The organism is Microcystis aeruginosa FD4 (genome assembly GCF_009792235.1).
Taxonomy (GTDB): domain Bacteria; phylum Cyanobacteriota; class Cyanobacteriia; order Cyanobacteriales; family Microcystaceae; genus Microcystis; species Microcystis viridis.
The window spans coordinates 2,336,314-2,361,547 of record NZ_CP046973.1 but is presented as its reverse complement, the minus strand read 5'-3'; the positions used below and the strand labels follow the sequence as shown (position 1 = coordinate 2,361,547).

Annotated in this window: 12 protein-coding genes, 1 tRNA gene and 4 pseudogenes; 11 read left to right on the top strand and 6 right to left on the bottom strand. The window is 41.4% G+C overall.

Going from position 1 to position 25,234, the window contains the following annotated elements; genetic code table 11:
- The first annotated feature begins 441 nt into the window (after nucleotides 1–441).
- The 7 genes from GQR42_RS11965 (at nucleotide 442) to GQR42_RS11935 (ending at nucleotide 14,114) form a co-directional block, all read left to right on the top strand.
- Nucleotides 442–8,157 carry a type I polyketide synthase gene (locus GQR42_RS11965; RefSeq protein ID WP_233271365.1) on the top strand — a complete coding sequence of 2,572 codons (7,716 nt, stop codon included), beginning with the start codon at nucleotides 442–444 and terminating at the stop codon, nucleotides 8,155–8,157.
- A gap of 20 nt (nucleotides 8,158–8,177) precedes the next feature.
- On the top strand, nucleotides 8,178–9,497 hold the full coding sequence (locus tag GQR42_RS11960; protein WP_158200155.1) for an aminotransferase class I/II-fold pyridoxal phosphate-dependent enzyme: 1,320 nt from the start codon (nucleotides 8,178–8,180) through the stop codon (nucleotides 9,495–9,497).
- A 97-nt stretch (nucleotides 9,498–9,594) separates the two neighbouring features.
- Nucleotides 9,595–10,473, top strand: coding sequence for a class I SAM-dependent methyltransferase (locus tag GQR42_RS11955; protein ID WP_158200154.1), 879 nt, complete (start codon nucleotides 9,595–9,597; stop codon nucleotides 10,471–10,473).
- A gap of 242 nt (nucleotides 10,474–10,715) precedes the next feature.
- Nucleotides 10,716–12,023 carry an ABC exporter membrane fusion protein gene (locus GQR42_RS11950; RefSeq protein ID WP_158200153.1) on the top strand — a complete coding sequence of 436 codons (1,308 nt, stop codon included), beginning with the start codon at nucleotides 10,716–10,718 and terminating at the stop codon, nucleotides 12,021–12,023.
- A 22-nt stretch (nucleotides 12,024–12,045) separates the two neighbouring features.
- Entirely contained in the window at nucleotides 12,046–13,209 is a 1,164-nt protein-coding gene (gene devC, locus GQR42_RS11945) for an ABC transporter permease DevC (protein ID WP_158200152.1), read from the top strand.
- A 20-nt stretch (nucleotides 13,210–13,229) separates the two neighbouring features.
- A complete protein-coding gene (locus GQR42_RS11940) occupies nucleotides 13,230–13,961 on the top strand; it encodes a DevA family ABC transporter ATP-binding protein (RefSeq protein ID WP_158200151.1) in 732 nt (243 codons plus the stop codon).
- 61 nt (nucleotides 13,962–14,022) lie between these two features.
- Nucleotides 14,023–14,114, top strand: a tRNA-Ser gene (locus GQR42_RS11935).
- Nucleotides 14,115–14,302: 188 nt separating this feature from the next.
- Here the strand turns inward: GQR42_RS11935 and lptC are convergent.
- The 3 genes and pseudogenes from lptC to ltrA all read right to left on the bottom strand — a co-directional run bounded on the left by lptC (nucleotide 14,303) and on the right by ltrA (nucleotide 18,609).
- Nucleotides 14,303–15,452: pseudogene (lptC, locus tag GQR42_RS11930) on the bottom strand (LPS export ABC transporter periplasmic protein LptC).
- 74 nt (nucleotides 15,453–15,526) lie between these two features.
- Nucleotides 15,527–16,717 carry an HhoA/HhoB/HtrA family serine endopeptidase gene (locus tag GQR42_RS11925; protein WP_158202455.1) on the bottom strand — a complete coding sequence of 397 codons (1,191 nt, stop codon included), beginning with the start codon at nucleotides 16,715–16,717 and terminating at the stop codon, nucleotides 15,527–15,529.
- 122 nt (nucleotides 16,718–16,839) lie between these two features.
- Nucleotides 16,840–18,609: a group II intron reverse transcriptase/maturase gene (gene ltrA / locus GQR42_RS11920; RefSeq protein WP_233271405.1), complete on the bottom strand. Its 1,770-nt coding sequence runs from the start codon at nucleotides 18,607–18,609 to the stop codon at nucleotides 16,840–16,842.
- Between the two features lie 893 nt (nucleotides 18,610–19,502).
- Between ltrA and GQR42_RS11915 the strand changes: the two genes are divergently transcribed.
- The gene (locus tag GQR42_RS11915) at nucleotides 19,503–20,831 is read left to right on the top strand and encodes a Mur ligase family protein (protein WP_158200150.1); all 1,329 of its coding nucleotides are present in this window, start codon (nucleotides 19,503–19,505) and stop codon (nucleotides 20,829–20,831) included.
- A gap of 41 nt (nucleotides 20,832–20,872) precedes the next feature.
- On the opposite strand, the gene GQR42_RS29525 is transcribed toward GQR42_RS11915, so the two are convergent.
- Nucleotides 20,873–21,001 carry a hypothetical protein gene (locus tag GQR42_RS29525; protein ID WP_257792635.1) on the bottom strand — a complete coding sequence of 43 codons (129 nt, stop codon included), beginning with the start codon at nucleotides 20,999–21,001 and terminating at the stop codon, nucleotides 20,873–20,875.
- Nucleotides 21,002–21,022: 21 nt separating this feature from the next.
- Between GQR42_RS29525 and GQR42_RS11910 the strand changes: the two are divergent.
- The 3 genes and pseudogenes from GQR42_RS11910 (at nucleotide 21,023) to GQR42_RS11900 (ending at nucleotide 24,337) form a co-directional block, all read left to right on the top strand.
- Nucleotides 21,023–21,827 (top strand): annotated as a pseudogene (locus tag GQR42_RS11910) (type 1 glutamine amidotransferase).
- Between the two features lie 76 nt (nucleotides 21,828–21,903).
- A complete protein-coding gene (locus GQR42_RS11905; RefSeq protein WP_158202454.1) occupies nucleotides 21,904–22,842 on the top strand; it encodes a hypothetical protein in 939 nt (312 codons plus the stop codon).
- Between the two features lie 772 nt (nucleotides 22,843–23,614).
- Nucleotides 23,615–24,337 (top strand): PEP-CTERM sorting domain-containing protein, encoded by a 723-nt coding sequence (locus GQR42_RS11900; RefSeq protein ID WP_158200149.1) that lies wholly within the window; start codon nucleotides 23,615–23,617, stop codon nucleotides 24,335–24,337.
- Nucleotides 24,338–24,493: 156 nt separating this feature from the next.
- On the opposite strand, the pseudogene GQR42_RS11895 reads toward GQR42_RS11900, so the two are convergent.
- A pseudogene (locus tag GQR42_RS11895) lies at nucleotides 24,494–24,971 on the bottom strand (RNA-guided endonuclease InsQ/TnpB family protein); the annotation flags it as partial.
- Nucleotides 24,972–24,995: 24 nt separating this feature from the next.
- Nucleotides 24,996–25,172 (bottom strand): annotated as a pseudogene (locus GQR42_RS11890) (IS1 family transposase); the annotation flags it as partial.
- Nucleotides 25,173–25,234 lie beyond the last annotated feature (62 nt).

Below are 25,234 nucleotides of genomic sequence, written 5' to 3'. Positions count from 1 at the left end.
AGTCAATGCCACTGGTGGCTTGACACCTCTCCTGAACGGTTACAAAATTACTACCGGACTTGACAATTAAATAATTAAATTTTGTTTAACTAAGTATTTTTACTTAGGGTAAGCCGCTAGAATAAAAGTGGGAGCGGTAAAAATAAAAAACAGTAAGCAGTCTTTGAGGAGGGATAGGGTAATCGCATAAAAAGACCTCTTGACAGATACAGCTTGGCCTCGACCATTGACCATGCAAACGTTTCAGACTTTTGCTTTGTAACGAAACAGTCATAAACCTGACGTAAGCAATACTAAAGCAAATATTCAATCAAAAGCCAAAACCCTGTATCAGCAAAACTTTTTGCCATTCTCAATTGTCAGGTTATGTTGAAGTGCGTGCGATGGCCTTGTAATTAGTTTTATGTTAAAAGAACTTCAGAAATCAGTTGTAGAGGAAAAATGCTTTATCTATCTGTAGAGTCAAAATCTCAAGGCGAAGGCGAAATTTTTCAGGACATTTCTACTTTTGTAGATATTTTGAACCAGAGAGCATTGCAGCAAGCCGAGCAAACAGCTTATATCTTTTTGGCTAATGGAGAAACAGAAACCGCCAGACTGACTTATCAGCAATTAGAGCAAAAAGCAAAAGCTTTGGCGGCTCGACTTCAGTTACAAATGACTCCGGGAGAAAGAGCTTTATTGCTCTATCCATCGGAGGAAGAATTTATCATTGCTTTCTTTGCCTGTTTATACTCGGGTGTTATTGCCGTTCCCGTTTATCCTCCCCGACGTAATCAAAAGCTCTCTCGACTACAAGCAATAACTAAAGATGCTCAAGCCAAACTGGCCTTAACTACTACATCCTTATTAAATACTATTGAGGAAAAATTTTCGAGTGACCCTGAGTTAGTAACAGTACCTTGCCTAGCTACTAATAACATCCCGGATAAGCAAGCAGAAAACTGGCAAAAACCGAATCTTTCTTTAGAGGACATAGCTTTCCTACAATATACTTCTGGTTCCACAGGTATGCCTAAGGGAGTTATGGTTAGTCATAAAAATTTACTTCATAATGAAAAACTGATTGCTTCTGCCTTTGGACATACAAGCGAAACTATTGGTGTGGGATGGTTGCCACTATTTCATGATATGGGACTAATTGGTAACGTATTACAACCAGTGTACGTCGGATTTCCTTGTGTGATTATGCCTCCAGAAGCATTTATCCAAAAACCGCTCCGATGGTTACAGGCTATTTCTCGCTACAACGCTACCAGTAGTGGCGGTCCTAATTTTGCTTACGAATTATGTGCTGATAAAATTAACCCTCAAGAGCGAGAAAATCTGGATTTAAGTTGTTGGGATGTAGCTTTTACTGGAGCCGAACCTGTTCGAGCAGCTACCTTAGAAAAATTTGCTAATACTTTCGCTGATTATGGTTTTAAGAGAGAGGCATTTTATCCTTGTTATGGGATGGCTGAAACTACTCTATTTGTGTCGGGGGGAATTAAAAATCAATCTCCCGTGATTGCAGCAGTTGATAAATTAGCTCTTTTAGAAAATAGTGCCGTTACTATTAACTCTCAACCCCCGAATGCTCAATTATTAGTTGGTTGTGGTCACGCTTGGTTATCAGAAAAAATTGTAATTGTGAATCCTGAATCTTTAACTGAATGTCGAGATGGGGAAATAGGAGAAATTTGGGTATCTAGTGATAGTGTAGCTCAGGGTTATTGGAATCGACCCGAACAGACAGCAGAAACTTTCAAAGCTTATTTAGCTGATACCCAGGTTGGGCCATTTCTGCGGACAGGAGATTTAGGATTTTTACTGGCTGGTGAGTTATTTATCACAGGAAGACTCAAGGATTTAATTATTGTGCAAGGACGTAATCATTATCCTCAAGATATTGAATCCACCGTCGAAAAAAGTTACCCGGGATTGCGGCAAGGGTGTGGAGCAGTATTTTCAGTGGAAATTGCTGGTCAAGAAAGGCTAGTAGTTGTTCAAGAAGTCGAACGAAGCTATCTGCGTAAATTAGACTCACCAGCGGTAATTGAGCAAATTATTCGCTCTGTTGCCGAAGAACATCAACTAGATGTTTATGCCGTGGCACTGCTGAAAACAGCAAGTATTCCCAAGACATCTAGTGGCAAGATTCAACGTCAAGCTTGCCGAGCTAGTTTCCTAGCAGGAACTCTTAATGTGATTGGGGATTGGAGTAAGAATCCTGAACATAAGAATGGATTTAAGCAGCTTAAATCAGATATTAACTCTCTGCTAAAACAAGTCAAAAGTTATCAGGTTGTTGAAGAATTCTCTGAGGTCAGTCAGAATCAAATTGTGTCCGATACCCAAGAAGCAATTGAAGAGTGGCTAATTAAAAAAGTTGCAGAGATCTTGCAAATAGCACCAGAAAAAATAGATATTCAACAAGACTTAGCAAGTTATGGACTGAGTTCTTTAGCGGCAGTAAGTCTTTCGGGAGAGCTTGAGCAATGGCTCGGAAAAAGTGTATCTCCCATGCTGGTTTATGAATATCCTAGCATTCATGCAGTTGCTCGCTATTTAGCCCTAAATGGATTAAGTTCTGAAGCTCTAGCTACAACTGCATCCACAGTCGCTCAAAAAACCTCATCACAACCTCAAAATGAACCGATCGCTATTATCGGTATTGGCTGTCGTTTTCCCAAAGCTAAAGATCCAGAAACATTCTGGCAACTATTACGCCAAGGAGTAGACGGAATAACAGAAGTATCTTCTCAAAGATGGAATTACCAAGATTTTGGGCATCTAAACACCAGATGGGGGGGATTTTTAGAGAATGTTTATGATTTTGAACCTCAGTTTTTTGGTATTGCACCTCGGGAAGCAGTGGATATGGATCCCCAGCAAAGACTTCTGTTAGAAGTCAGTTGGGAAGCTCTCGAAAATGCTTGTATTGCCCCGGAAACTTTAGCAGGGAGTCAAACAGGTGTATTTATTGGCATCAGCACTAATGATCATGCTCGCTTGTTATCTCAAGATAATGAGTCTATAGATGCTTACTATGGTACAGGTAACGCTTTTTGCGTGGCCGCTAATCGTTTATCCTATTTCCTCGATTTCCATGGACCTAGTTTAGCTATAGATACGGCCTGTTCTTCCTCGTTAGTTGCTGTCCATGAAGCTTGTAAGAGCTTAACCGATGGGGAATGTCATCTCGCATTAGCAGCCGGGGTAAATTTGCTCCTATCTCCCCAATTAACCATTAATTTCTCAAAAGCAGGGATGTTAGCGTCTGATGGTCACTGTAAAACCTTTGATGAAAGTGCTGATGGGTATGTCAGGGGTGAAGGTTGTGGGGTAGTTATCCTCAAACGTCTAGAGGATGCTATTAAAGACGGCGATCGCATTTATGCAATTATTCGCGGTTCAGCAGTTAATCAAGATGGTCACAGTAATGGACTAACTGCACCCAATAAACAAGCTCAACAAGCTGTTATTAAAAAAGCCTTAGCCAAAGCTCAGGTAAGCGCCAAAGATATTAGCTACGTGGAAGCTCATGGTACAGGTACATCTTTAGGGGATCCGATTGAGCTTAATGCTCTCAAAGAAGTATTAATGGAGGATCGTCAATTAGATCAGCCCTGTTGGATCGGCTCTGTAAAAACTAATATTGGTCATCTCGAAGCAGCCGCAGGAATTGCCGCACTGATTAAAGTTTGCCTCGCTTTACAAAATCGTGAAATTCCTCCTCACCTTCATTTGCAAAAACTCAATCCTTATATTTCTCTAGAAGGAACTTCCTTATCTATTCCTACTCAATTACAGCCTTGGAAAAAGGGTAAAAAAGGGCGATTAGCTGGGGTATCTTCTTTTGGTTTTGGTGGCACTAATGCTCATGTTATTTTAGAAGAATTTGTTCCAGAAACCTTGGAGCAAGAGCAACATGAACCATCTCTTGCTATCTTGACTATTACCGCTAAAACTAAGTCATCTTTGCGAGAATTAGTATCAAGTTATCACAATTATCTTCAAGCAAATCCGCAAATCAACTTACAAGACTTTTGCTTTAGTGCTGATGTGGGGCGCTCGCATTTTCCTCATTGTTTAGCTATTCAAACTGAGTCTTTAACTCAATTACAATCCCAGTTAGAGGCTATTATTGAGGGCAAAGAAGCTGGGGGAATTTTGACCGGTGAACTATCGCACCAGAAACACCAGAAAATTGCGTTTCTTTTTACAGGTCAGGGGTCACAATATATCAATATGGCCCGGGAACTTTATGAGACTCAACCTACTTTCCGTAGAACCCTTGAACACTGTCAAGAGATTCTTAGTATCTATTTAGACAAACCTTTGCTATCTATTCTCTATCCTCAAGAGGGAGAGAACTCACCCATAGATGAAACAGCTTACACCCAACCCGCCTTATTTGCCATAGAATACGCACTCGCTCAATTATGGAAATCTTGGGGTATTGAACCTAGTGCAGTTATGGGTCATAGTGTAGGAGAATATGTGGCCGCTTGCATTGCCGGGGTGTTCAGTCTTGAAGATGGGTTAAAACTCATCGCTTATCGAGGTCGTTTAATGCAAGCATTACCGTCTAACGGTAAAATGGTAGCGGTTACTGCCGACGAAGAAACTGTCAGACGTGCCATTATTTCTTATGAAAAACAGGTTTCTATCGCTGCTATTAATGGGCCATCTAGCATTGTTATTTCTGGGGACAGTCAAACCGTTGATGCAGTAGTCGCTAATTTAGATACCGAATGGGTGAAGACAAAAACCTTACAAGTTTCTCATGCTTTTCACTCACCTTTGATGGAGCCAATATTGGCCGAGTTTGCCAAAATTGCCCGAGAAATCACCTACTCAAAACCAAATATTAGCTTAATTTCTAATGTCACTGGTAAAATAGCGACAGCCGAAATAGCTACGCCTTCTTATTGGGTAAATCATATTCGCCAGACCGTAGAGTTTGCCGCAGGAATGAATACACTAGCGAGCCACGGTTATGAGGTTTATCTAGAAATTGGTCCCCAACCCATTTTAATAGGAATGGGAAGTCATTGTATTCCAGAAGGCAAGGGAGTATGGTTGCCAAGTTTGCGATCTAGAAAATCAGATTGGCAACAAATGTTACAAAGTTTGGCAGAATTATATGTTAAAGGAACACCTGTAAATTGGACTGGATTTTCAAAAGATTATTCCTATCATCGTTTGAGTCTGCCAACTTATAAATTTAGCCGACAATTGTATTGCCATGAGAGTATATTGTCCGACTGCTCAACTACAAGAGTTGAGTCAACCAATGGTAAAGGACATATTTCTGACAACAATCCTCAGGGTACTCAGCAATTTGAGTTATACTCTAGCAATGGCAATGGACATTTTCATCCCTTAATAGGAAAACGGTTACATTCGCCACTAAAACCAATTATCTTTGCGTCTCAAATCAGTCAAGATTGCCCCAATTATCTCCAAGACCATCGGATTCAAAAAACCACTATTTTCCCTGCTACTGCTTACCTAGAAATGGCTATTGTCGCTGGGATAAATGTTTTTAAATCTGACTCGATCAGGATAGAAGATGTAACCCTTGAACAGCCCTTATTTCTAGAGGGAAATCAGGTCAAAAATATCGAGTTAATTCTGACTCCTCAAGATTCCCAGACTTATACCTTTGAAATCTTTAGTCTTAATCCTGTTGGCGATTCTTGGACACTTCATACTTTGGGTAAAATTATCAAAGTAACCGATATTACTCAACCCAGTCCAGTCAACTTAGAAAACTTATCAATTGATTCTCTTGAATCCGTAAATGTTGAAGATTATTATCAACAATTACAACAACGAGGAATGGACTACGGAGCAAGTTTTCAAGCCATTACAGACCTGTGGCAGGATCAAGGAATGGCTCTGGGAAAAATTCAGTTACCAGAATCTTTAGTTAATGAAGTTTCTAACTACAAATTACATCCCGTTTTACTGGATGCTAGTTTACAAGTATTAGGGGCAGCTTTATCAGGACAAGATCAACTGGGTGCTTACCTACCAGTAGGTTTAGAGAAATATCAAGTCTATGGTTCTGTACCCCTTCATCTGTGGAGTCAAGTTAAGTTAAATCAAGACTATTCTCAGCCTTCCCAAACTATCACCGCAGATGTGGATCTATTTGATGACAGTGGCCTACTAGTTGCTCAAATTCAAGGATTATCAGTCAAGCGTGTTAGTTCCCAAATACTAGGACGATTTCTGCAAAAAGAGGAGGCAGAAAACTGGTTGTATGAAATAGTTTGGCGACCACAAAACCGTGATTTGAACTTACCTTTAACCGGAGCCGAAAATCTTGGCACTTGGTTACTATTGACTACTGGTGATGGAATTGGTTCATCTTTAGCCAATCAACTGACACAATTAGGTGAATATTGTATTATGGTTTCTGTTGGTTCTCACTATCAGAAGCTAACCTCACAAAGTTATACGGTTAATCCGCTTGTTGCTGATGATTTTACCAAACTTTTCCAAGAGAGCTTAGAAAATAAACCTCCCTTAAAAGGAATAGTTCATTTATGGAGTTGTGAAAGTCATTCATCTACAGATTTATCTCTAGAAGCTTTACAACAAGCGCAAGTTATCGGTTGTGGTGGTGTCTTATCTTTAGTTCAAGCATTACTGCAAAAACAAGGTTCTAAATTACCCCGTCTGTGGTTAGTGACTCAAGACACCCAAAGCTTAGATTCTTCCGCAAAATCCTTAGAACTTCAACACGCACCTTTATGGGGACTGGGACGAGCGATCGCCCTAGAACATCCAGAATTACAATGTGTATGTGTGGATTTAGAAGCTTCAGAAAATCAGATTCAATCCCCTCTGTTAGCCGAAATATTAGCTCCTGACAGCGAAAATCAGGTGATTTATCGTCAAGGAATCCGTCATGTTGCCCGACTGGTGCAGCATAGTACCAAAACCTCTAGCACAAGTAAACTGGAGAAAATCCGTTCTGATAGCAGTTATTTAATTACTGGAGGTTTAGGAGCATTAGGGTTAAAAGTAGCTGATTGGATGGTTTCTCAAGGTGCTAAATACTTAGTTCTAACCGGACGAAGTGAACCAACTGCCGAGACTCAAGCAGTTATTGAACAACTCCAGCAAACAGGAACTCAGGTTCTAGTCCTCAAAGCCGATGTTTCTAAGCAAGAAGATGTTATCAAACTACTCAATGAGATTAAATCATCCTTACCCCCTCTGGGTGGTCTTGTTCATGCTGCAGGTGTTTTAGACGATGGTTTATTATCACAGCTAGATTGGCCACGCTTTGACAGCGTAATGAGTCCTAAAGTAGCAGGAGCATGGAATTTACACTGTTTAACTGGGGATTTGCCTTTAGATTTCTTTGTCTGTTTTTCTTCCATGGCTTCGTTGTTGGGTTCAGCAGGTCAAGCTAACTATGCTGCGGCTAATGCTTTTATGGATGCTCTAGCTCACTATCGCCGCAGTTTAGGGCAACCCGGCTTAAGTATTAACTGGGGTCCTTGGGCCTTGGTCGGTATGGCAGCGACTCTAGACACTCGCTTTACAAGTCAGGGGATTAATCCCATAGGAATTGAGCAAGGTTTACAGATATTCGGAGAGTTAATTAATCAAGATCTAGCTCAAATCGGGGTCTTATCGGTTGATTGGTCAAAATTGCTGAGTTCATCTCCTTTTATCCTTCCCTTATTGGCTCAATTAGCACAAGATGTCGGAGAAAACGATGCCTTAGCAAGCACTCAGTCACCCATTTTATCCGAGTGGCAAGAGGCTGACAGTAATGATCGCATTTTAATTTTACTCACTCATATTCAAGGTGTAGTTGCTAAGAGTCTAGGGATAGATGCCGAGCAAATCCACCTAGAACAGCCCCTAAAAACAATGGGTTTTGACTCCCTAATGGCTGTTGAAATGAGAACTAAGCTCAGTGTTGATTTGGGAGTTGATATTCCTATCACTAAGTTTTCTGAAGATGTTACTGTGATTACCCTAGCCGTTTTTGTGAATGAACAATTAACCGAGAAAATCTCTATTTCTCCTGTTTCTGTCATTAATTCAGTAGATGAGGAGTCAATTTCTGAGGAGTTGTTAGCTCAACTCAACCAGTTAACGGCTCAAGAAATTGATGCTCTCTTAAATTCTGTATCATCATAATTAACTAAGGAGATTTCACAATGACTAATATTAGCCCAACTTTAGCTAATCTTTCCTCCCAGCAAAAACTTCAACTTCTTGAAAAATTGCGGAGTCAAACAGAAAAAGCTAATTCAACCCCAGTGAATTTAGTTGATTTTTCTAACTTTGATCAACAGCCCGCTTACCAACAAATGAAGCAGCAATTGAAGCAACTTGAAGCCATCGGGTTACAAAACCCCTACTTCAAAGTTCATCAAGGAGTCGCTCGCAATATCACTCAAATTGGTGAGCAAGAACTGATTAATTATTCAACTTATAACTATCTGGGGATGTCTGGAGATCCGAAGGTTTCTCAAGCGGCTAAAGATGCTATTGATCGTTATGGAACTTCTGTCTCAGCTAGTCGCGTAGCATCAGGAGAAAAGCCCATCCACCGAGAATTAGAACAGGAAATTGCTAATTTACTCGGGGTAGAAGATGCGATCATTTATGTGGGAGGACACTCCACTAATGTCATTACTATTAGTCATCTTTTTGGTTCCGATGATCTAATTGTTTATGACTCCCTCAGTCACAATAGTGTTCTCCAAGGTTGTTTGTTTTCAGGAGCAAATTTGTTCTCTTTTGCTCACAATGATTGGCAAGCTCTCGAACAAATTCTTAAAGATAAACGGTCGAACTATCAAAAAGCTTTGATTGTTATTGAAGGGGTCTATAGCATGGATGGTGATATTGCCAACTTGCCTCAGTTTATTGAACTTAAGAAACGCTATAAGACAGCTTTAATGATTGATGAAGCTCACTCCATTGGTGTACTTGGAAAGTCAGGACATGGTATTGGGGAGTATTTCGGAGTTAACCCTACAGATGTAGACTTGTGGATGGGGACTTTAAGTAAATCTTTCGCTAGTTGTGGTGGATATATTGCCGGCAACCATGCTCTAGTTGAATATCTCAAATATACTGCTCCCGGTTTTGTGTATAGCGTTGGCATTTCCCCACCCAATGCAGCAGCAGCTTTAGCCGCCATTCGATTATTAAATTCAGAACCTGAGCGTGTAGAACTTTTACATCAAAGAGCCAAACTGTTTCTCCAGTTAGCCAAGGAATGGGGACTGAATACAGGACTAAGCTACGATTCTGCTGTTATTCCTGTAATTATTGGCAATTCTTTGCAATGTATCCAACTCTCTCAAGCTCTTTTCTATCGGGGTATTAATGTTCAACCTGTAATTTATCCGGCTGTATCGGAACAAACGGCACGGTTACGTTTTTTCATTAGTTGTACCCATAGCGAAGAGCAAATTCGTTTTACGGTTGCAACGGTTGCTGATGAATTGAAAAAGATTCAAAGCTAATAGCTATCCAGTTTTTCATTCTAATCTGGTGTTCTCTAGTTTTTTTCTCTTTCTCGTTTTTATTCTTATTTGATTTTTATCATTTAGAGGCAAAAAAATGACGACACTTTTAAAAATGCCAAAGCTGATCTATCAAGTTGCTAAGGTAAAACTAAGCCAAGTGAATTCTAACCCTATTGCTGATTATGATAAAGGGGCTGTGTCTTTCGACGATTACTACTCTCGGAATCTTGGCAGTAGTGCTTTAGAACTTTGGGAAAAATTACCAGTTAAAGAAGGCCAAGTTATTGTCGATCTTGCTTGTGGTACTGGATTTTTTACTACCAAATTAGCTCACGCAGTTGGACAAACAGGTCAAATAATTGCTGTTGATCTCTCGGCTGGAATGCTCGAAAAAAATCAAGAAAAAGCTTTGAATCAAAATTTGAACAATATTCGCTTTGTTCAGTTAGATGGCCTTTCATTTTTAGAGAGTTTATCTTCTAATTGTCTCGATGGTTTGGTTTGTGGTTGGGGAACTTGCTATATGAATCATACTCGCTTGAGACAACAGCTAGAAAGAGTGCTAAAAACAGGTGGTTTTTTCGGAATGATTGACAATACCTCTTCCTCTTTAAAAGATGTTTCTGATCTATTCACCCAGGTTTTAATGGATTATCCTCATGCAATGATCAAAAATATAAATATCAATCTTCCTAAAAATAACGATTACTTGATTAAAACTTTTGGTCATGGTCATCTTAAATCACAAAACGCATGGAATGGTGAAGTTATTATTCCTTGTGTTAATGGAGAGCAAATAGCTGATTATATGCTAAAATCTGTGGCATCTGCTGGTTTTATCGATGCCTTAGATCCGGCTTTAATCCCTCAAATCTTTGAGACTTTTGTTGGTTATGCTAATCAGAGATTTTACTCTCAAAATCCCGTGGTAGTTAAGCATAAATTTTGTGCATTAGTAGCTATCAAAACTTAAACAAATTTGGCCAGATAGAAGCAAAATTTTTATCTGGCTTATTGATGACAATTTAGCTTTATATAATCATTAATATTTTATTAAGAACACCAAGAATAAACTGCACAAAAGTATCTAAAATGTCACTATTTTGTGTCTAAATTATTTATAACGGATGTGTGATATAATATAATCCAGCAGTTGAGGAAAACTAAACATGATTACCAGTTATCTAGAGCAAAAACAAAACGGAAGAAATAGCCATGAAAACTGATTCATTATGTAAGCATTCCCATCCTTTACGCTGGATTTTAGCCGTTGCTGCTGTTGCCACCACTGTGATCAGTGTGGGTGTAGTTTATCAAGTTTTGCCCCTTAGATGGAGTAGTCAAGCTACCCCTGAATCAAAAGCAACAACACCCCCTATTAGTAAAGTAGCCGCTTTGGGAAGATTGGAACCTGAAAGTGAAGTTATTCGTCTCGATGTTCCCTTGCCTTTAGATGGTGATCGCGTGGAACAATTATTAGTTAAAGAGGGGTCAAAAGTATCAGCCGGACAAGTAATTGCCATTTTAGATTCTCGTAACCGTTTACAATCAGTAGTTAAACAAAATCAAGAACAGTTAAAAGTAGTTCAAGCGCGTCTAGCTCAAGTTAAAGCAGGGGCAAAGGTTGGAGAGATTAATGCTCAAAAAGCGACGGTAGAAAAGGCTAAAGCTGATTTAGAGGGACAAACTAGGGAACAAAAAGCAACCATAGCCAAACTACAAGCACAGTTACAGGGAGAAACAGCTACACAAAAAGCGACAATTTCTCGGTTAGAAGCAGAACTAGAAAATTCTAAAACTGAATGTCAGCGTTATCAAATTTTATATCAAAATGAAGTCGTCTCAAATTCTGATTATGAGAGTAAATGTCTCAAACAAAAAACTCTGCAAGAATCTTTAAAAGAAGCTCAAGCTAATCTTCAACGTATTCTCAATACTTATCAAGAACAAATTGCTGAAGCCCAAGCTAACTTAGAGCGCACTAAAGCAACGGGAACACAGCAAATTCAACAAGCAAAAGCCACCCTTAATCAAGTGGCTGAAGTTCGTCCCGTTGATATACAAATTGCTCAAGCGGAAGTTGATAACGCTTTGGCTAATTTACAACAAGCAGAGATTAACTTAAATCAAGTTTACATCAAGAGTCCTATTAACGGACAAATTCTCAAAATTCATACGCGAGTTGGCGAAAAAATTGGTGATTCTGGTTTGCTAGAACTGGCACAAACAAATGATATGGTGGCTGTAGCAGAGGTGTATCAAACTGATATTGATAAAGTGAAACTGGGACAACAAGCTGTCATTACTAGCCAAGCTTTTTCGGGTAAATTAAAGGGTACTGTCTCTCAAATTGGTTTACAAGTAAATCGGCAAAATGTCTTTAGTAGTCAACCGGGAGAAAACCTAGATCGCCGAGTCATAGAAGTCAAAATTCGTCTCAATTCTCAAGATAGTCAACGGGTAGCCAGCTTAACTAATTTGCAAGTACAAGTAGAAATACAAGTTGACAATCCTAATTCTTAAACCCTTAATATTGAGCCAATATATGCCCAAGAAACTGTTCCGTAAAACCCCCCTAGCTTTACTTCAGCTAATGAAAGAAAAAATTCGTCTTAGCGTTGCGATCGCTGGAATTGCCTTTGCTGATATTCTTATGTTTTTCCAATTAGGAATGTTAGATGCTTTGTTTGATGGTGCTGCGAAATCTCATCAACTTTTACAAGGGGATCTAGTCTTAGTAAACTCTCAGTTTCAAACCCTATACTTGGTTAAACAATTTCCGAGAGAACGATTATTTCAAACCCTCGCTTATGAACAAGTAGAATCAGTTTTACCTATCTATATAGGGTTTGCTCAGTGGCGCAATCCTGAAACTCAAATCAATCGCAATATTTTAGTTTGGGGAATTGATCCTGTTAATCCACCTTTTCTCCCTACAGAAATTAAGTCACATCAATCACAGTTAAACCAACTCAACCGAATCCTATTTGATCAAGGATCTCGACCAGAATACGGACCAATGACTGATTTATTCAAACAGCAAGGAAATGTAGAAATCCAGATGAATGATAAAACAGTAGATTTGATAGGTTTATTTAATATAGGAGCTTCTTTTGTAACTGATGGGAATGTCATTACCAGCGATTCGACTTTTCTTAACCTCTTTCCCGATAATAAACCTGATAGAATATCTATGGGTTTGATTAGGTTAAAATCAGGAGCTTCTGTTGAAAAAATTCAGGAACAATTGACAGCTAATTTACCCAAAGATGTGAAAGTGTTTACTCCGGCTCAATTAGCTCAAAATGAGATTAATTACTGGGAAGCTCAAGGGATTGGTTTTGTTTTTGGTTTAGGGGTAATGGTAGGGTTTATTGTTGGTATTGTAATTGTTTATCAGATTCTTTATGCTGATGTATCAGATCACCTACCAGAATATGCTACTATGAAAGCTATGGGCTACAGCGATCGCTACTTACTCGGTGTCTTAATACAGGCTTCATTATTATTAGCTATTTTAGGTTATATTCCAGGCTTTTTCTTTTCGATCGGACTGTATCAACTTGGTTATAGTGCTACTCAATTACCAATTATGATGAAGGTTAGTCGTGCTGTCATGGTATTAATATTGACAATTATTATGTGTGCTGTTTCTGGAGTGATCGCCATGAATAAACTGCGTTCTGCTGACCCGGCTGATATTTTTTAGTTTCGAGGATAGTTACAACTATGGAAATGCTGCAAATTGAATCTGTAACTTCATTAGAACCTGTTATATCTATCAATTCTCTTAACCACTATTTTGGCGAAGGAAAACTGCGTAAACAGGTATTATTTGATATTAATCTTAATATTAATCTAGGAGAAATTGTCATCTTAACAGGTCCTTCGGGATCGGGGAAAACTACTTTATTGAGTTTAATGGGAGGTTTGCGATCGGCACAAGCGGGCAGTTTAAAAATTCTCGGCCAAGAAATGTTAGGAATTGCTAAGGGCAAAATGCTGAAAATTCGCCGACAAATTGGCTATATTTTTCAAGCACATAATTTACTAAAATTCCTGACAGCGAAACAAAACGTTAGGATGTCCTTGGAACTGCACGAGGAGTTTTTAGAACAAGATCTCGATCAAAAAGCCACGGCAATTTTGGAATCTGTGGGTTTAGGGGACCGCGTTGATTATTATCCCCATGATCTATCGGGGGGACAAAAACAACGGGTGGCGATCGCTCGCGCCCTCGTCAGTCATCCCAAATTAGTCCTCGCTGATGAACCGACCGCGGCCTTAGATAAACAATCTGGGCGTGATGTGGTGGAAATCATGCAGAAATTGGCAAAAGAACAAGGTTGCACGATTTTACTTGTCACCCACGATAACCGGATTCTCGACATCGCCGATCGCCTTTGGCGCGGCTTTGCCGTTCGTATTGTCAATATGGAGGATGGTCGTTTAAGGGATTAACTGCCCAAAAATTACTTGCCAAAAATCGGCCCTTCATGTTAGAATAAAACAATGTCATCTTGGAGAGGTGGCAGAGTGGTCGAATGCGGCAGATTGCTAATCTGTTGTACGAATCGTAAGACCGTACCGAGGGTTCGAATCCCTCCCTCTCCGTCTTCTTTCGGTATTGTCGTTGACTGCTCCCCAGGATTATTTCTGCAAATTTTTATGACTAGCGAACAAATTAGCAGGGATTTAATCGATTTTGCTCCTTGGGACGTGGATAAAGTCTTTCCCAGTAAACGTTTCACGATTCCATAAGCAAAAATTATCACAAAAAGTCGAGAAGATCCTATAAATCTTTAACGAGGATAAATCTCGGTGACAACTCGATCGGGGGAGCTACTACTAACAACAATGTTATTATCTTCTAAGGTGCCGATCGCTTTATCGCCGGTGAGATTAAATTTTGGTTCCTGTTGTTCATAGATAATATTCCCCTCGGCCTCGACAATTTTTTCGGACATTTTCCAAGTTAAGATCTGACTATACAATTGCGCCCCAGTTTTCTGATTAATTCCCTTAACCCCATCCTTGAGATAAGCGATGCGATTGCCTAATTCCACCACCACACGATTACCGGTAATAGTGATTTGAATCTTGATATTGAAAAATTTCCGTGGGGCGCTCAGACGTTAGGGTACGATTTTGATAGTTCCAAATTGCCTGAGAACCAGAAATCTGTAAAGGTGGTTCTAAAGAGCGATATTCGAGGTTTTCTTGGAGGATAACCTGATTATTTTTTCTTTCCCAACGACCGCCGATAGCAGTAAGGCGATCGATAATAGTTTTACTAATATAGCGATCAAAAGCGACTTTTTGATCGGTACTAATGACCTGTTGCGGAATTTCCCAGTACAGGCGCTCGGTTTGCAGGACAACACGAGATTCCTTGGCCGTAGCCACCACTTGACCTTGTAATTCTAGTTTTTCTTGGCGCGTGTCGTAGCGTCCTTGGCGCGCCTTGGCTTCTAGTTGTAGATGACTACCTTTGATCCCTTTGGGGGAGATTAAAATACCTTCCTTGGGTAGCCAACGCAATTCGGGCGCGTTAATAATGGCTTTATTGCGGGGATCCACAGCCACAATATTATCTTTGAGGAGAATTTCCTGGCCTTCCTTGTAGACTTCACCGCGGTCAGCACTAACCTGTAAAACCACCTTCCCATCTTGATAGATATTACCCTTGACATTTTCCAGACGGGCGATTTTTTGGTCTTGGGTGTAGGTAGCTTTTTTGACTTGAATTTTCCAGAGGGGTTGTCCCGAAGGGTTAGCCTGTTCTAAAGTGGCATTATTGAGAATTAAGCGGCCAGTTTCCTCAATTTTAGGCGATGCTGTCGGCGAAATTGTCGGCGGATCGGGAGGTTGACAGGCCGTTAATCCCAGCAAACCGATTAGGAGGGCAGCCCCGCGCCCAATTGATAGTTTTAAGTGTAACCGCTGCCTCAATTTCGATCGCTCCGCTGCTATTTTCTCTCCTCCCAGTGTAGGGTAAGGAGTCGCCCCTTGACCGGTTGGGATGGTTAATCGCTAGTTTTGCTGGGAAAAACCCCCGGTTGAACGGTGAGAGTTTGTTGTTTACCCCTGCGGTTAATCTCGATTTCCAGATTACCACCGATCGCACTGGTTTCTACACCTTGCTGCACATCGGAAGCGGTTTTAACGGGGTTTCCTGCCACAGTTTCGATGATATCACCCGCTTGCATTCCGGCTTTTTGGGCGGGGGAATTTTCCACCACTCGCAGGACGATTACCCCTTCATTTTGGTCAATATTAAAGTTTAATTCTTTAGTTTCGTTCAATTGCTGCCGTAATTCTGGGGTTAGCGTCACCATGTGGATACCGATGTAGGGATGTTCCGCTTTACCCTTGCTAGATAGCTGTCCCGCCACTTTTTGGGCGGTTTCGATGGGAATGGCAAACCCTAAACCCTGGGCATCGGCCCGAATTGCCGTATTAATACCGATAACTTCCCCCTTGGCGTTTAGCAACGGACCACCAGAATTGCCGGGGTTAATAGCGGCATCGGTTTGAATAAAACGAACCCGTTTATCGGGAACCCCCACTTCGCTGCTAGTCCGGCCCAAGGCGCTAATAATGCCCACCGTAACCGTATTATCTAAGCCTAGGGGATTGCCAATTGCGATCGCCCACTCCCCAGGTATTAAAGTTTCGGCCTTGCCAAAAGTCACCGTCGGTAAATTTTCCGCCTCGATTTTCACCAGGGCCACATCGGTCATATTGTCAACCCCTAGGACTTTACCCTGATAAGTTTGACCGTTTTTCAGAGTCACTTTTACTTGGGTTGTCCCTTCCACCACATGGGCATTAGTTAAAAGTAGTCCATCTGTACTAATTATAAACCCAGAACCGGTTCCTCGTTCCAAATGCTCCTTGGGAATCGGCACTTCATTACCAAAAAAGCGCCGAAAAAAGGGCTGTTTAAATTCTTCGGGAATTTGGTCGGCCACTTCCCGGGCCGAGTCAATCCGCACCACCGCCGGCCCAACTTTCTGCACGGCCTGGGCGATAAAATTAACATTACCGTCGGTTTGGGGAATAACAGGGAGAGAGAGGGAAGCGGGGAGGATTGCTGGCGGTTTATTTACCTCTAGGGGCGCTTTTCTGCTTAAATACTGATTTCCTAGCACCCCCACAGTACCACCTAGGGCGAGTAATCCCAGTGAAATCCCCAATCTTGTCAATAAACCCATAAGCTCTAGCCCTAAAATGTCGTGTGCGGTAGAATCGGCCCCAAAATTAGGGGTCGAGAAGGTCGTCACCGACCTCCCCTCCCATTCAGAACCGTGCATGAGACTTTCACCTCACACGGCTCCTAGTTTAACTGTTCCCTTGTTAAGGATACAACTTGACTTCTTTTGGTTGACCTTGTATTATCTACACTAACTTCTGATGATGTTAATGTAGATGATTTAAGGCTTCCATCAGTTGCCGATTTATCATCGTGACAGTGGCGGTGTAGTAATTGAAGGTTTTTGTATTCATCCTTTCCGCCTAAGCTGATAGGGTGAATGTGGTCAACTTCAATTAAATCTGAGGGGGTAAAGTATTGTCCACATCGGCTACACTTGCCTTGTTGCTTCTTAAGTAGTTTGGCTACTCTTGTAGGTGTGTCGATTGCTTGTCCTCTTCTGGTCGCCCAGTAAGTCCAATTTCCGTCGTAAGGTGAAGCGTCGGTGCGTACTAAGGTATGTCTGACAATTGGAGTCCAGTTATGCTTCCATAATTGAAACCCGTCTTTGGTTTGAAATAACCAGGATTCGTGTCTTTCTTTCCCATCGCTGAGTTTGACTGTTCCCGGTCTAAAATAATTACTCAGCTTTTTGTAGTTCGCTTTACCGCATCTTGATACTGTCCATGCCCTTAACATTAACCAGATTGTGTAATCTAGTTTATTGAAGGTATCCATAGATACTACTCCTGAGTAGTAGTTAGCCCAACCTCTAATGATTGGGTTTAAGTGACTAATCAGGGCTGATTGAGGTGTTGTTTTGTATTTCTTGATTACACCTTTAATCGCTTCTGTGTGGGCTTTAACTGCTTTTTGGCTAGGTTTAATCTGGGTTAGGAATGTTTTAGGTATTCCTTTCGTTATTTTACCTGCTTTGTATTTTCCGGCTGGGTATTGTCTGATATTGAATCCTAAGAAATCAAAACCGGGTTCTTCTATTTTCCCCTTGTACTCAATGGGGTTAAGTGTGTGACACACTCTGGTTTTTTCTGGTTTGAGTTCTAATCCTATCGGTTTTAACCATTCGGAAATGGCAGTTTGGCACTGTTCAATAATTTCTAGTGATGGTGAAATCACTACAAAATCATCGGCGTATCTTATTAGAACAGCTTGATTTCTATTCTTCCTTTTAGGGAATTGTGTTTCGGTCAATCTTGCCATTCCATCCAGTGCGATGTTGGCTAGTAGTGGACTTATTACCCCTCCTTGGGGTGTCCCTGTATCTGTTTCTTCAAATGCGCCGTTATCCAATACTCCTGCTTTGAGCCATTGTTTAATGTCTCTTTTCAGGGAACTTGGACAGTGAATTTTAGACAGTAAAAAGTCGTGATTAATTCGGTCAAAACACTTGGCAATATCGGCATCTAATACAAAGTAGCTACCTGTATTAATGGTGGTGTATATCCTTGATATTGCGTCATGGGCAGACCTTCCGGGTCGGAAACCATAGCTGGTTCCTTCCATTTTTGACTCCCATTCTGGTTCAAGCGTCAACTTAACCAACGCTTGTCTAGCTCTATCTTTGGTGGTTGGTATTCCTAGTGGACGTTTTTCATCCCTACCGGGTTTAGGAATCCACACCCTTCTTAACGGTTTTGCTTTCAGTGTTCCCTTGATTTCTTCGGTTAGATTTAGCCTTTGTTCTGGGGATACTGCTATCACTCCATCGACTCCTGCTGTTTTCTTTCCTTGATTATCTTGGGTTACTTTGCGTACTGCTAATAGACGAGCGTAGTATGATTTCACTAATAGACGTTGCAACTTTCTAACCTTTGCATCCTGTCCCGATTTAGCCGCTTGGTATATTCTCTTTTGGAGCTTGAAAACATATCTTTGGATTTTCGCCCAGTGGATAGCCTTCCATACATTCGTAGTCTTAGTGGTTTTCGGTTTCCCGAATCCTTTACCTTCTCTCGCTTTCGTCCTATAGACTCCTACTAGACTCTATCCTTACAGACAAACCGTAACCTGTTAGCATATCCTGACTATTACTGTCAGGCGTTGGCTTTTGGTTACATCTCACACCCTTAAAGGCTTGCGCTTACACTTGTCACTACTGAGTATTTCGACCGATACTCAGAGCCTAAAAGGATTTATCACGTTCCGTTTATATGGGCGTTCCATCTTTAGATTTGTCCTCTCCATCGGGGTACTTTTAAAGGTCTGTGTAAGTGATTGTAAGAGTTCCTTACTATTCCCCTTATTCTTTTGAACGCAGTGTGTCAACCTGTTTCACTGCTTAATATTTACGATGGTTCAGGTCAGACATTTGGCTCACGCCTAATCATGGATGGTTGGCAGTGGTCTCGGTTCGGATGTTAGGTTACATCTAGGAGCCTTCCGTTCCCCGCTTCAGTCTCAGAGTCGTGACTTCTGAATCTGGGGGTGGCTATCGCCGTTACTCTCACCTTTGTAGCAATTGTAAATAATTGTTACAAAGTGTATTGACCTTGAGTTCCCTTGCCTAGTTTGGTATCGGGTGATACTAAACGTTGGGACATATAAACAGTTATAAGGTTGGTCGAGGTTGACCTATTAGATTCAGTCAGGGGACTGAAGACCTTACTAGGCGGTTATTTCGGGCATTTCAGCCTTGTTTCATGCCTAAACGTTTCGCACCTTACCTATATTATAGGCTGTCTTTTTTGTCGGCAGGAAAGAATCAATGGGAACTTACCCCGTTTACCGGTCTTCTTTTAGCGGTAAAATCACGAAACAGTTATGAGAATCTCAGTTCATGCAATTGTTTGAATCGCATCCGTTTAGGGATAGCCGTAGCGGTGGCTAAAACCGTTACTGCTCTGGTTAAAGGACTCCGTTTAGGGGCTGCCAGCGTCTTGCCGGGGGAAATTGCCCGTCGTCTCCATCCCCGTTTGTTACCGCTACTCTGTGGGCAAGTCCGACGGGGGGTAATCTTGGTGGTTGGCACGAATGGAAAAACTACCACTTCCCTACTCCTAAGAACTATTCTAGAGCGTCAGGGGGCAAAAGTCACCCATAATACCACCGGGGCGAATTTAATTAATGGTTTAATCACTGCTTTATTAGCCGATGCCAATTTATTCGGCACTTTAAAGGCTGATTATGCCATTTTAGAAGTGGATGAAAATATTCTCCCTTTGGTTTTAAAAGATTGTCGTCCTCGCGCTATTTTAGCTCTCAATTTGTTTCGCGATCAACTCGATCGCTATGGGGAAGTAGATACGATTAGTCGCCGTTGGCAAGGAGCCATATCTCCCCTACCCACCAATACTTTAGTGATTCTCAATGCTGATGATCCCACCCTTTCCCATTTGGGTCAACAACTGCCCCAAAGAGTTGTATATTTTGGCTTAAGTGAGCCAGAATTATATCTGGAAGAAATTCCCCATGCTGTCGATTCTATTTACTGTCCTAAATGTGGTGCTTCTTTGGATTATCGCGGAGTTTATCTCTCCCATTTAGGGGATTTTAGCTGTCCTAGTTGCGGCTTTAAAAAGAGTAGTCCTGCTTTTCATAGTCACGATTGGCCGCAGATTTTAATCGGTGTTTATAATAAATATAATACTTTAGCGGCGGGTTTAGTAGCCCAGGAATTGGGGATTAAAGATCGAGAAATTTTTGAGACAGTTCAGGGTTTTAAAGCGGCTTTTGGTCGAGCCGAAGAATTAGAAATTGAGGGTAAAAAAGTTAGAATTTTACTGTCTAAAAATCCCGTGGGTATGAATGAAACAATTCGCACAGTGGCTGATATTTTACAGAAAGAAAAGTCTTCTACTACTCTCTTAGTTCTCAATGATCGCATCCCCGACGGTACGGATGTTTCTTGGATTTGGGATGTGGATACGGAAAAATTAACCCGTTTGGGAACAACTTTAGTGGTAACGGGCGATCGACTTTATGATCTGGCTTTACGCTTACAATATAGTCAGGATAGTCTCGCTTCTCCCGTTAATTTAATTGTTGAATCCGATTTAAAAAAAGCGATCCAAATTGCCCTTAATAACACCAAAAATGAAGAAACTTTACATATTTTACCTACCTATTCTGCTATGTTAGAAGTACGAGAGATTCTCACGGGACGAAAGATTTTGTAGAAATTAGAAAAGAGTGAAGATTGGTGTTAGGTGTTGGGGTGTTAGGGTGTTAGGGTGTTAGTTGCATTTCCCCATTTCCCCATTTCCCCATTTCCCCATTTCCCCATTTCCCCATTTCCCCATTTCCCCATTTCCCCATTTCCCCATTCCCCATTTCCCCATTTCCCCATTTCCCCATTCCCTAAGAAATTATGCAAGAACTAGAACTAAAAATCGGCTGGTTATATCCGACCTTAATGAGTACCTACGGCGATCGAGGTAATGTTATTACTATCCAAAGAAGATGTCAATGGCGTGATATTTCTGTGACAATTATTCCCCTAGATGCTCAAACAGAAGCCGAGACATTTTATCAAGTAGATATAATTGTTGGGGGTGGGGCGCAGGAATCGGCAACAGGAGATCGTTATGCGGGATTTACAGGGGAGAAAAGCAGCGGCGATGAAAGAACAATTATCGGCTGGAATACCGGGGGTTTTTACCTGTGGTTCCCCACAATTATTAGGACATTATTACGAACCAGCTTTCGGTCAAAGAATCGAAGGATTGGGATTATTAGACCTAGTAAGTAAACATCCTGGACCGGATGCAAAACGCTGTATCGGTAACGTGGTTTTTGAAATTACGGCCTCTCCCTTAGCGGAGGAAATTAAAGCTATGACCGGGGAAAAACCGCTAGTAATTGGCTTTGAAAATCACGGGGGTCGTACCTATTTACAGACCGTTTCTCCTTTAGGAAAGGTGATTACCGGTTACGGAAATAACGGAGAGGACGGTTATGAAGGGGCATTTTACCACAATGCGATCGCTACCTATGCTCACGGTCCCTTACTACCCAAAAATCCCTTTTTAGCCGATTGGTTAATCGAAAAAGCTTTAGAACAAAAGTATCAAAAGCCTATTTTTTTAACAAAACTTGATGATTCTCTGGCCCTGAAAGCAAGATTTGCCCTGTTTGAACGACTAGAACTAACCGGCGTGACCAATAAAGCCTAAACTGGTCATATACACTTATGGCAGGAGATAGTCAAACTAGCCATTAAGAATTTTAATTGTGGCAGCTTATGAAATTATGACTGGAAAAATTATCGATCGTCAAACGGCGGGGTTTCTCGTCCTCATCATTCCCCTAGCGGTGCTGATCATCCTTGTTTTTACCGCTTGGCCATTGATCCTACTTGTCTTCCTCTTAACTCTTGCAGTCAAGGTGTGGCAAGACTATCGCTGGTCAAAATTATCGACGGTGATTAACCCCTATTTCAATCAACTTTTACAGGACAATCAAGGTTGTCTTACCCCGATTGACCTATCGGCAAAAGCCAATCTCACGGCCAAATTAGCTAGACAATTTTTAGACAAAAAAGCTGAGGAATTTGGGGCGCAAAAAAAAGCTGTAGGCGATCAGGGTATGGCCTATTACTTTATCACCGCCAGTACCTTGGGTAGTATTTTTGATGAGAGTGACCCCTCTTTAGAAGAAATAGGGGAAAAACAAATTCCTGCGATTACTGCCTCGAGATCACCTCTGACCAATTTAGAACAATCCCAGGAGGCTAAATCCTCTCTGATTGTCGCCGAGAAAAGCGAAAATTCTGTCTCGGAGGTTCCTGTTATTTCCTCCTCCCAACCTCTGACTAATTTAGGTAAATTATTTGAGGAAAAAGAGGAAGAAAAAAACGCAGCGATCGCTGTTCAAGAAACGGTAATTCAAGAACCGGAGGAGATAATTAATCCTAGTTTGAACAGTTCTGCCAGTTCTTTATCCCAATCAGAACCAGAAGTTAGGGAAGAATCTCTAACCACTGTATCTGAAACCATCTCATCGATGAGTTTGGCGGATTTGGCTAAACGTTTAGGAGTTACCCCAGCCGTTTTGGGTAGAAACAAAAAAAATAAATCGGAAACAGAATTTGCCGATTGGAGTCGCATCAGAGATCCCGATGGTATTGCTTGGAAATTTGACGCCAAAAACTCCTTATTTGTGGCCAACTCTCCAGAAACTAAAACCTAATTTATTAAGCTAAAAGCTTTGATCTACTTAGGGTATGCGGCAAAAAGTTTCTCGTGGGGGTAGGGTGTGGGGTGTGGGGTGTAGGGTGTAGGGTTTTACCAATTTTCATCTGGTCAATTACCTAATTTTCAGAGAAAAAGTCCCTGAATTTTCCCCCCGATCCCCGCAATGGCTGGCACTTTTTGAGGGTAAAAAAGTCTAAAAGTCCTATCCAACAAGGTTTTTAGATTTATTCAGCAGACCCTACTTAGTTTCTAACCTTATTTTTAGGTAAGAGAATTGCCAGATTCTTTCTTTTGCCTTTTGCCTTTTGCCTTCAGAAGCTGATAGGTAATTTGCTTGGTTTTCTAGACAGGCTCCCTGCCTGTCTTTTTTGGCTCTAGGATTTGGGGAGATGTCAGCGCCGCAGCAGTCCCAGAATACCGGACTGGAAGCTCCTTCCTTAAAAAATTAAGCGAACGGTGAATCCCGCAACATTGGCGACGAATAACCTAGAATGTGTTAGCGAGCGCGTGACGGAGCATTTTTAGTTTCAAATGCAAATGGTGCGTGGGACGCATCCTACCAAATCAGCAATCGCAATACAATATCGGCGATCACGCTCTTCGGGGATCGCTCTGTAACGCGGAAGGCGAGATCTGTCCCGCCAATTTTCCCCCTCGGTTTCGGAAAAAGTAACGCTCGCTGAATCGGGCAAGCTCTGAAATGTTGCTAAAAGTTTGCAGTGCTGCTAAAATCATCGAAAATTACCTTCGTTTGGAGTATCGACGTTATGACTCGAACATTAGCTAAATTAATCATTTTCGGGTGGGGAGATAAGCTAGGATTTTTAAAAATAGCGATCGCTTCCTCTTGCTTGATGATTGTTCCGCAGGTGCAGGTTAAGGCGGCATCTGTCACCGTATTGAATCCTAGCTTTGAAGCCCCGACCGCTCCTCAACAGCCCGGTGGTCAGTATTTTAGCAACAATGACATCACTAACTGGGTACTTAGCTCATCCGGTGGGGCAGTTCAGGGGGTTTTTAATCCAAGCGCATCTCAAGCTGCTGATGGCGGAAATAATTATTACGATCAACCAGTTCCCCATGGAGTTCAAGTAGCCTTCAGTGACGGCGGAAGTATCTCCCAGCAACTTTCCGCAGTTTTGCAACCGAACAGGCAATATACTTTGGGCGCGTTTGTCGGACGCCGAAATAATGTTTCCTTTCCGGGCTACAATATCGAACTTTTAGCTGGAAATACAGTTCTAGCCTCTAACAATAGTATTATTCCCGTTTCCGGCACTTTCGCACCTGTCACCGTTAACTATACCAGTGGTAGGAGCGATCCCCTCATCGGTCAGCCATTACAAATTCGTCTGACATCATTGGGGACTCAGACCAATTTCGATAACATAACCCTTGACGCTTCTCCCATTCCCGAACCTTCTGCGATATTAGGATTGCTAGGTTTCGGACTGTTGGGAATCGGTTCAACGTTAAAACAAAAACGATAATTTAACCGCAGTAGGGGGTTGAAGTTTCCGGTCCGCCGCTTCCCTCGCTAAATCTCCTTGAGTTCTATTCCTAACCCTCTCAAACGCGCCCGTAACTGTTCCACTTGTTCTAAAACCGATTCCGCTCGTTGACGTTCCTTTGACATACTCCCACCGTCAAGCTACGCTGTGACGGGGGATTCTTTCCCTATCACTATCGGAAATTCCGTGCTTCAACGAGACAGCTTAGATTCTCAATGTCTCCATTAAGAATCCAGAGACCGGACTCTCCCAAGGCGTTTGGGTCGGTTTCTGTTTGCCCAACAGTACCGTTGACACTTCGACTTCGCTCAGTGTCAATGCCGAGCGAAGTCGAGGCATTGAGATGATTTCCCAAGTATTGCAACCCTTTTTTAAGAATGTTGATTGCTGCATTATGATCCCTATCTAAGACTGTTTTACAGTTAGGACATTGATGAGTTCTAGTGCTTAATGTTTTTTGAACTCTCGTACCACAAACTGAACAATCTTGGCTAGTAAAATGGGGAGGAACAGCAACACAGACAATCCGATAAATCTTAGCAAAATAATTCAACCATTCAGTGAATTGATACCAAGAAGCATCAGAAATCGACTTAGACAGTTTACGGTTTTTGGCGTTGCTGAATCAAGCTATGAATCAGTAAGGAATAGGCACTTCTTGAAACTTCAGATAATGAATTAATAAACGAATAGAGTATCCTAACATTTCTCTAGACTTAGAATAGCAGAGTGTTTGGCGATGCAATCGGGCTAGATAATGTCTTAAACCTGTGTTCTCACCCTCTACTCTGGTCATATAAGTCTTACTAACTAGGGTCTGCTGAATAAATCTAAAAACCTTGTTGGATAGGACTTTTAGACTTTTTTACCCTCAAA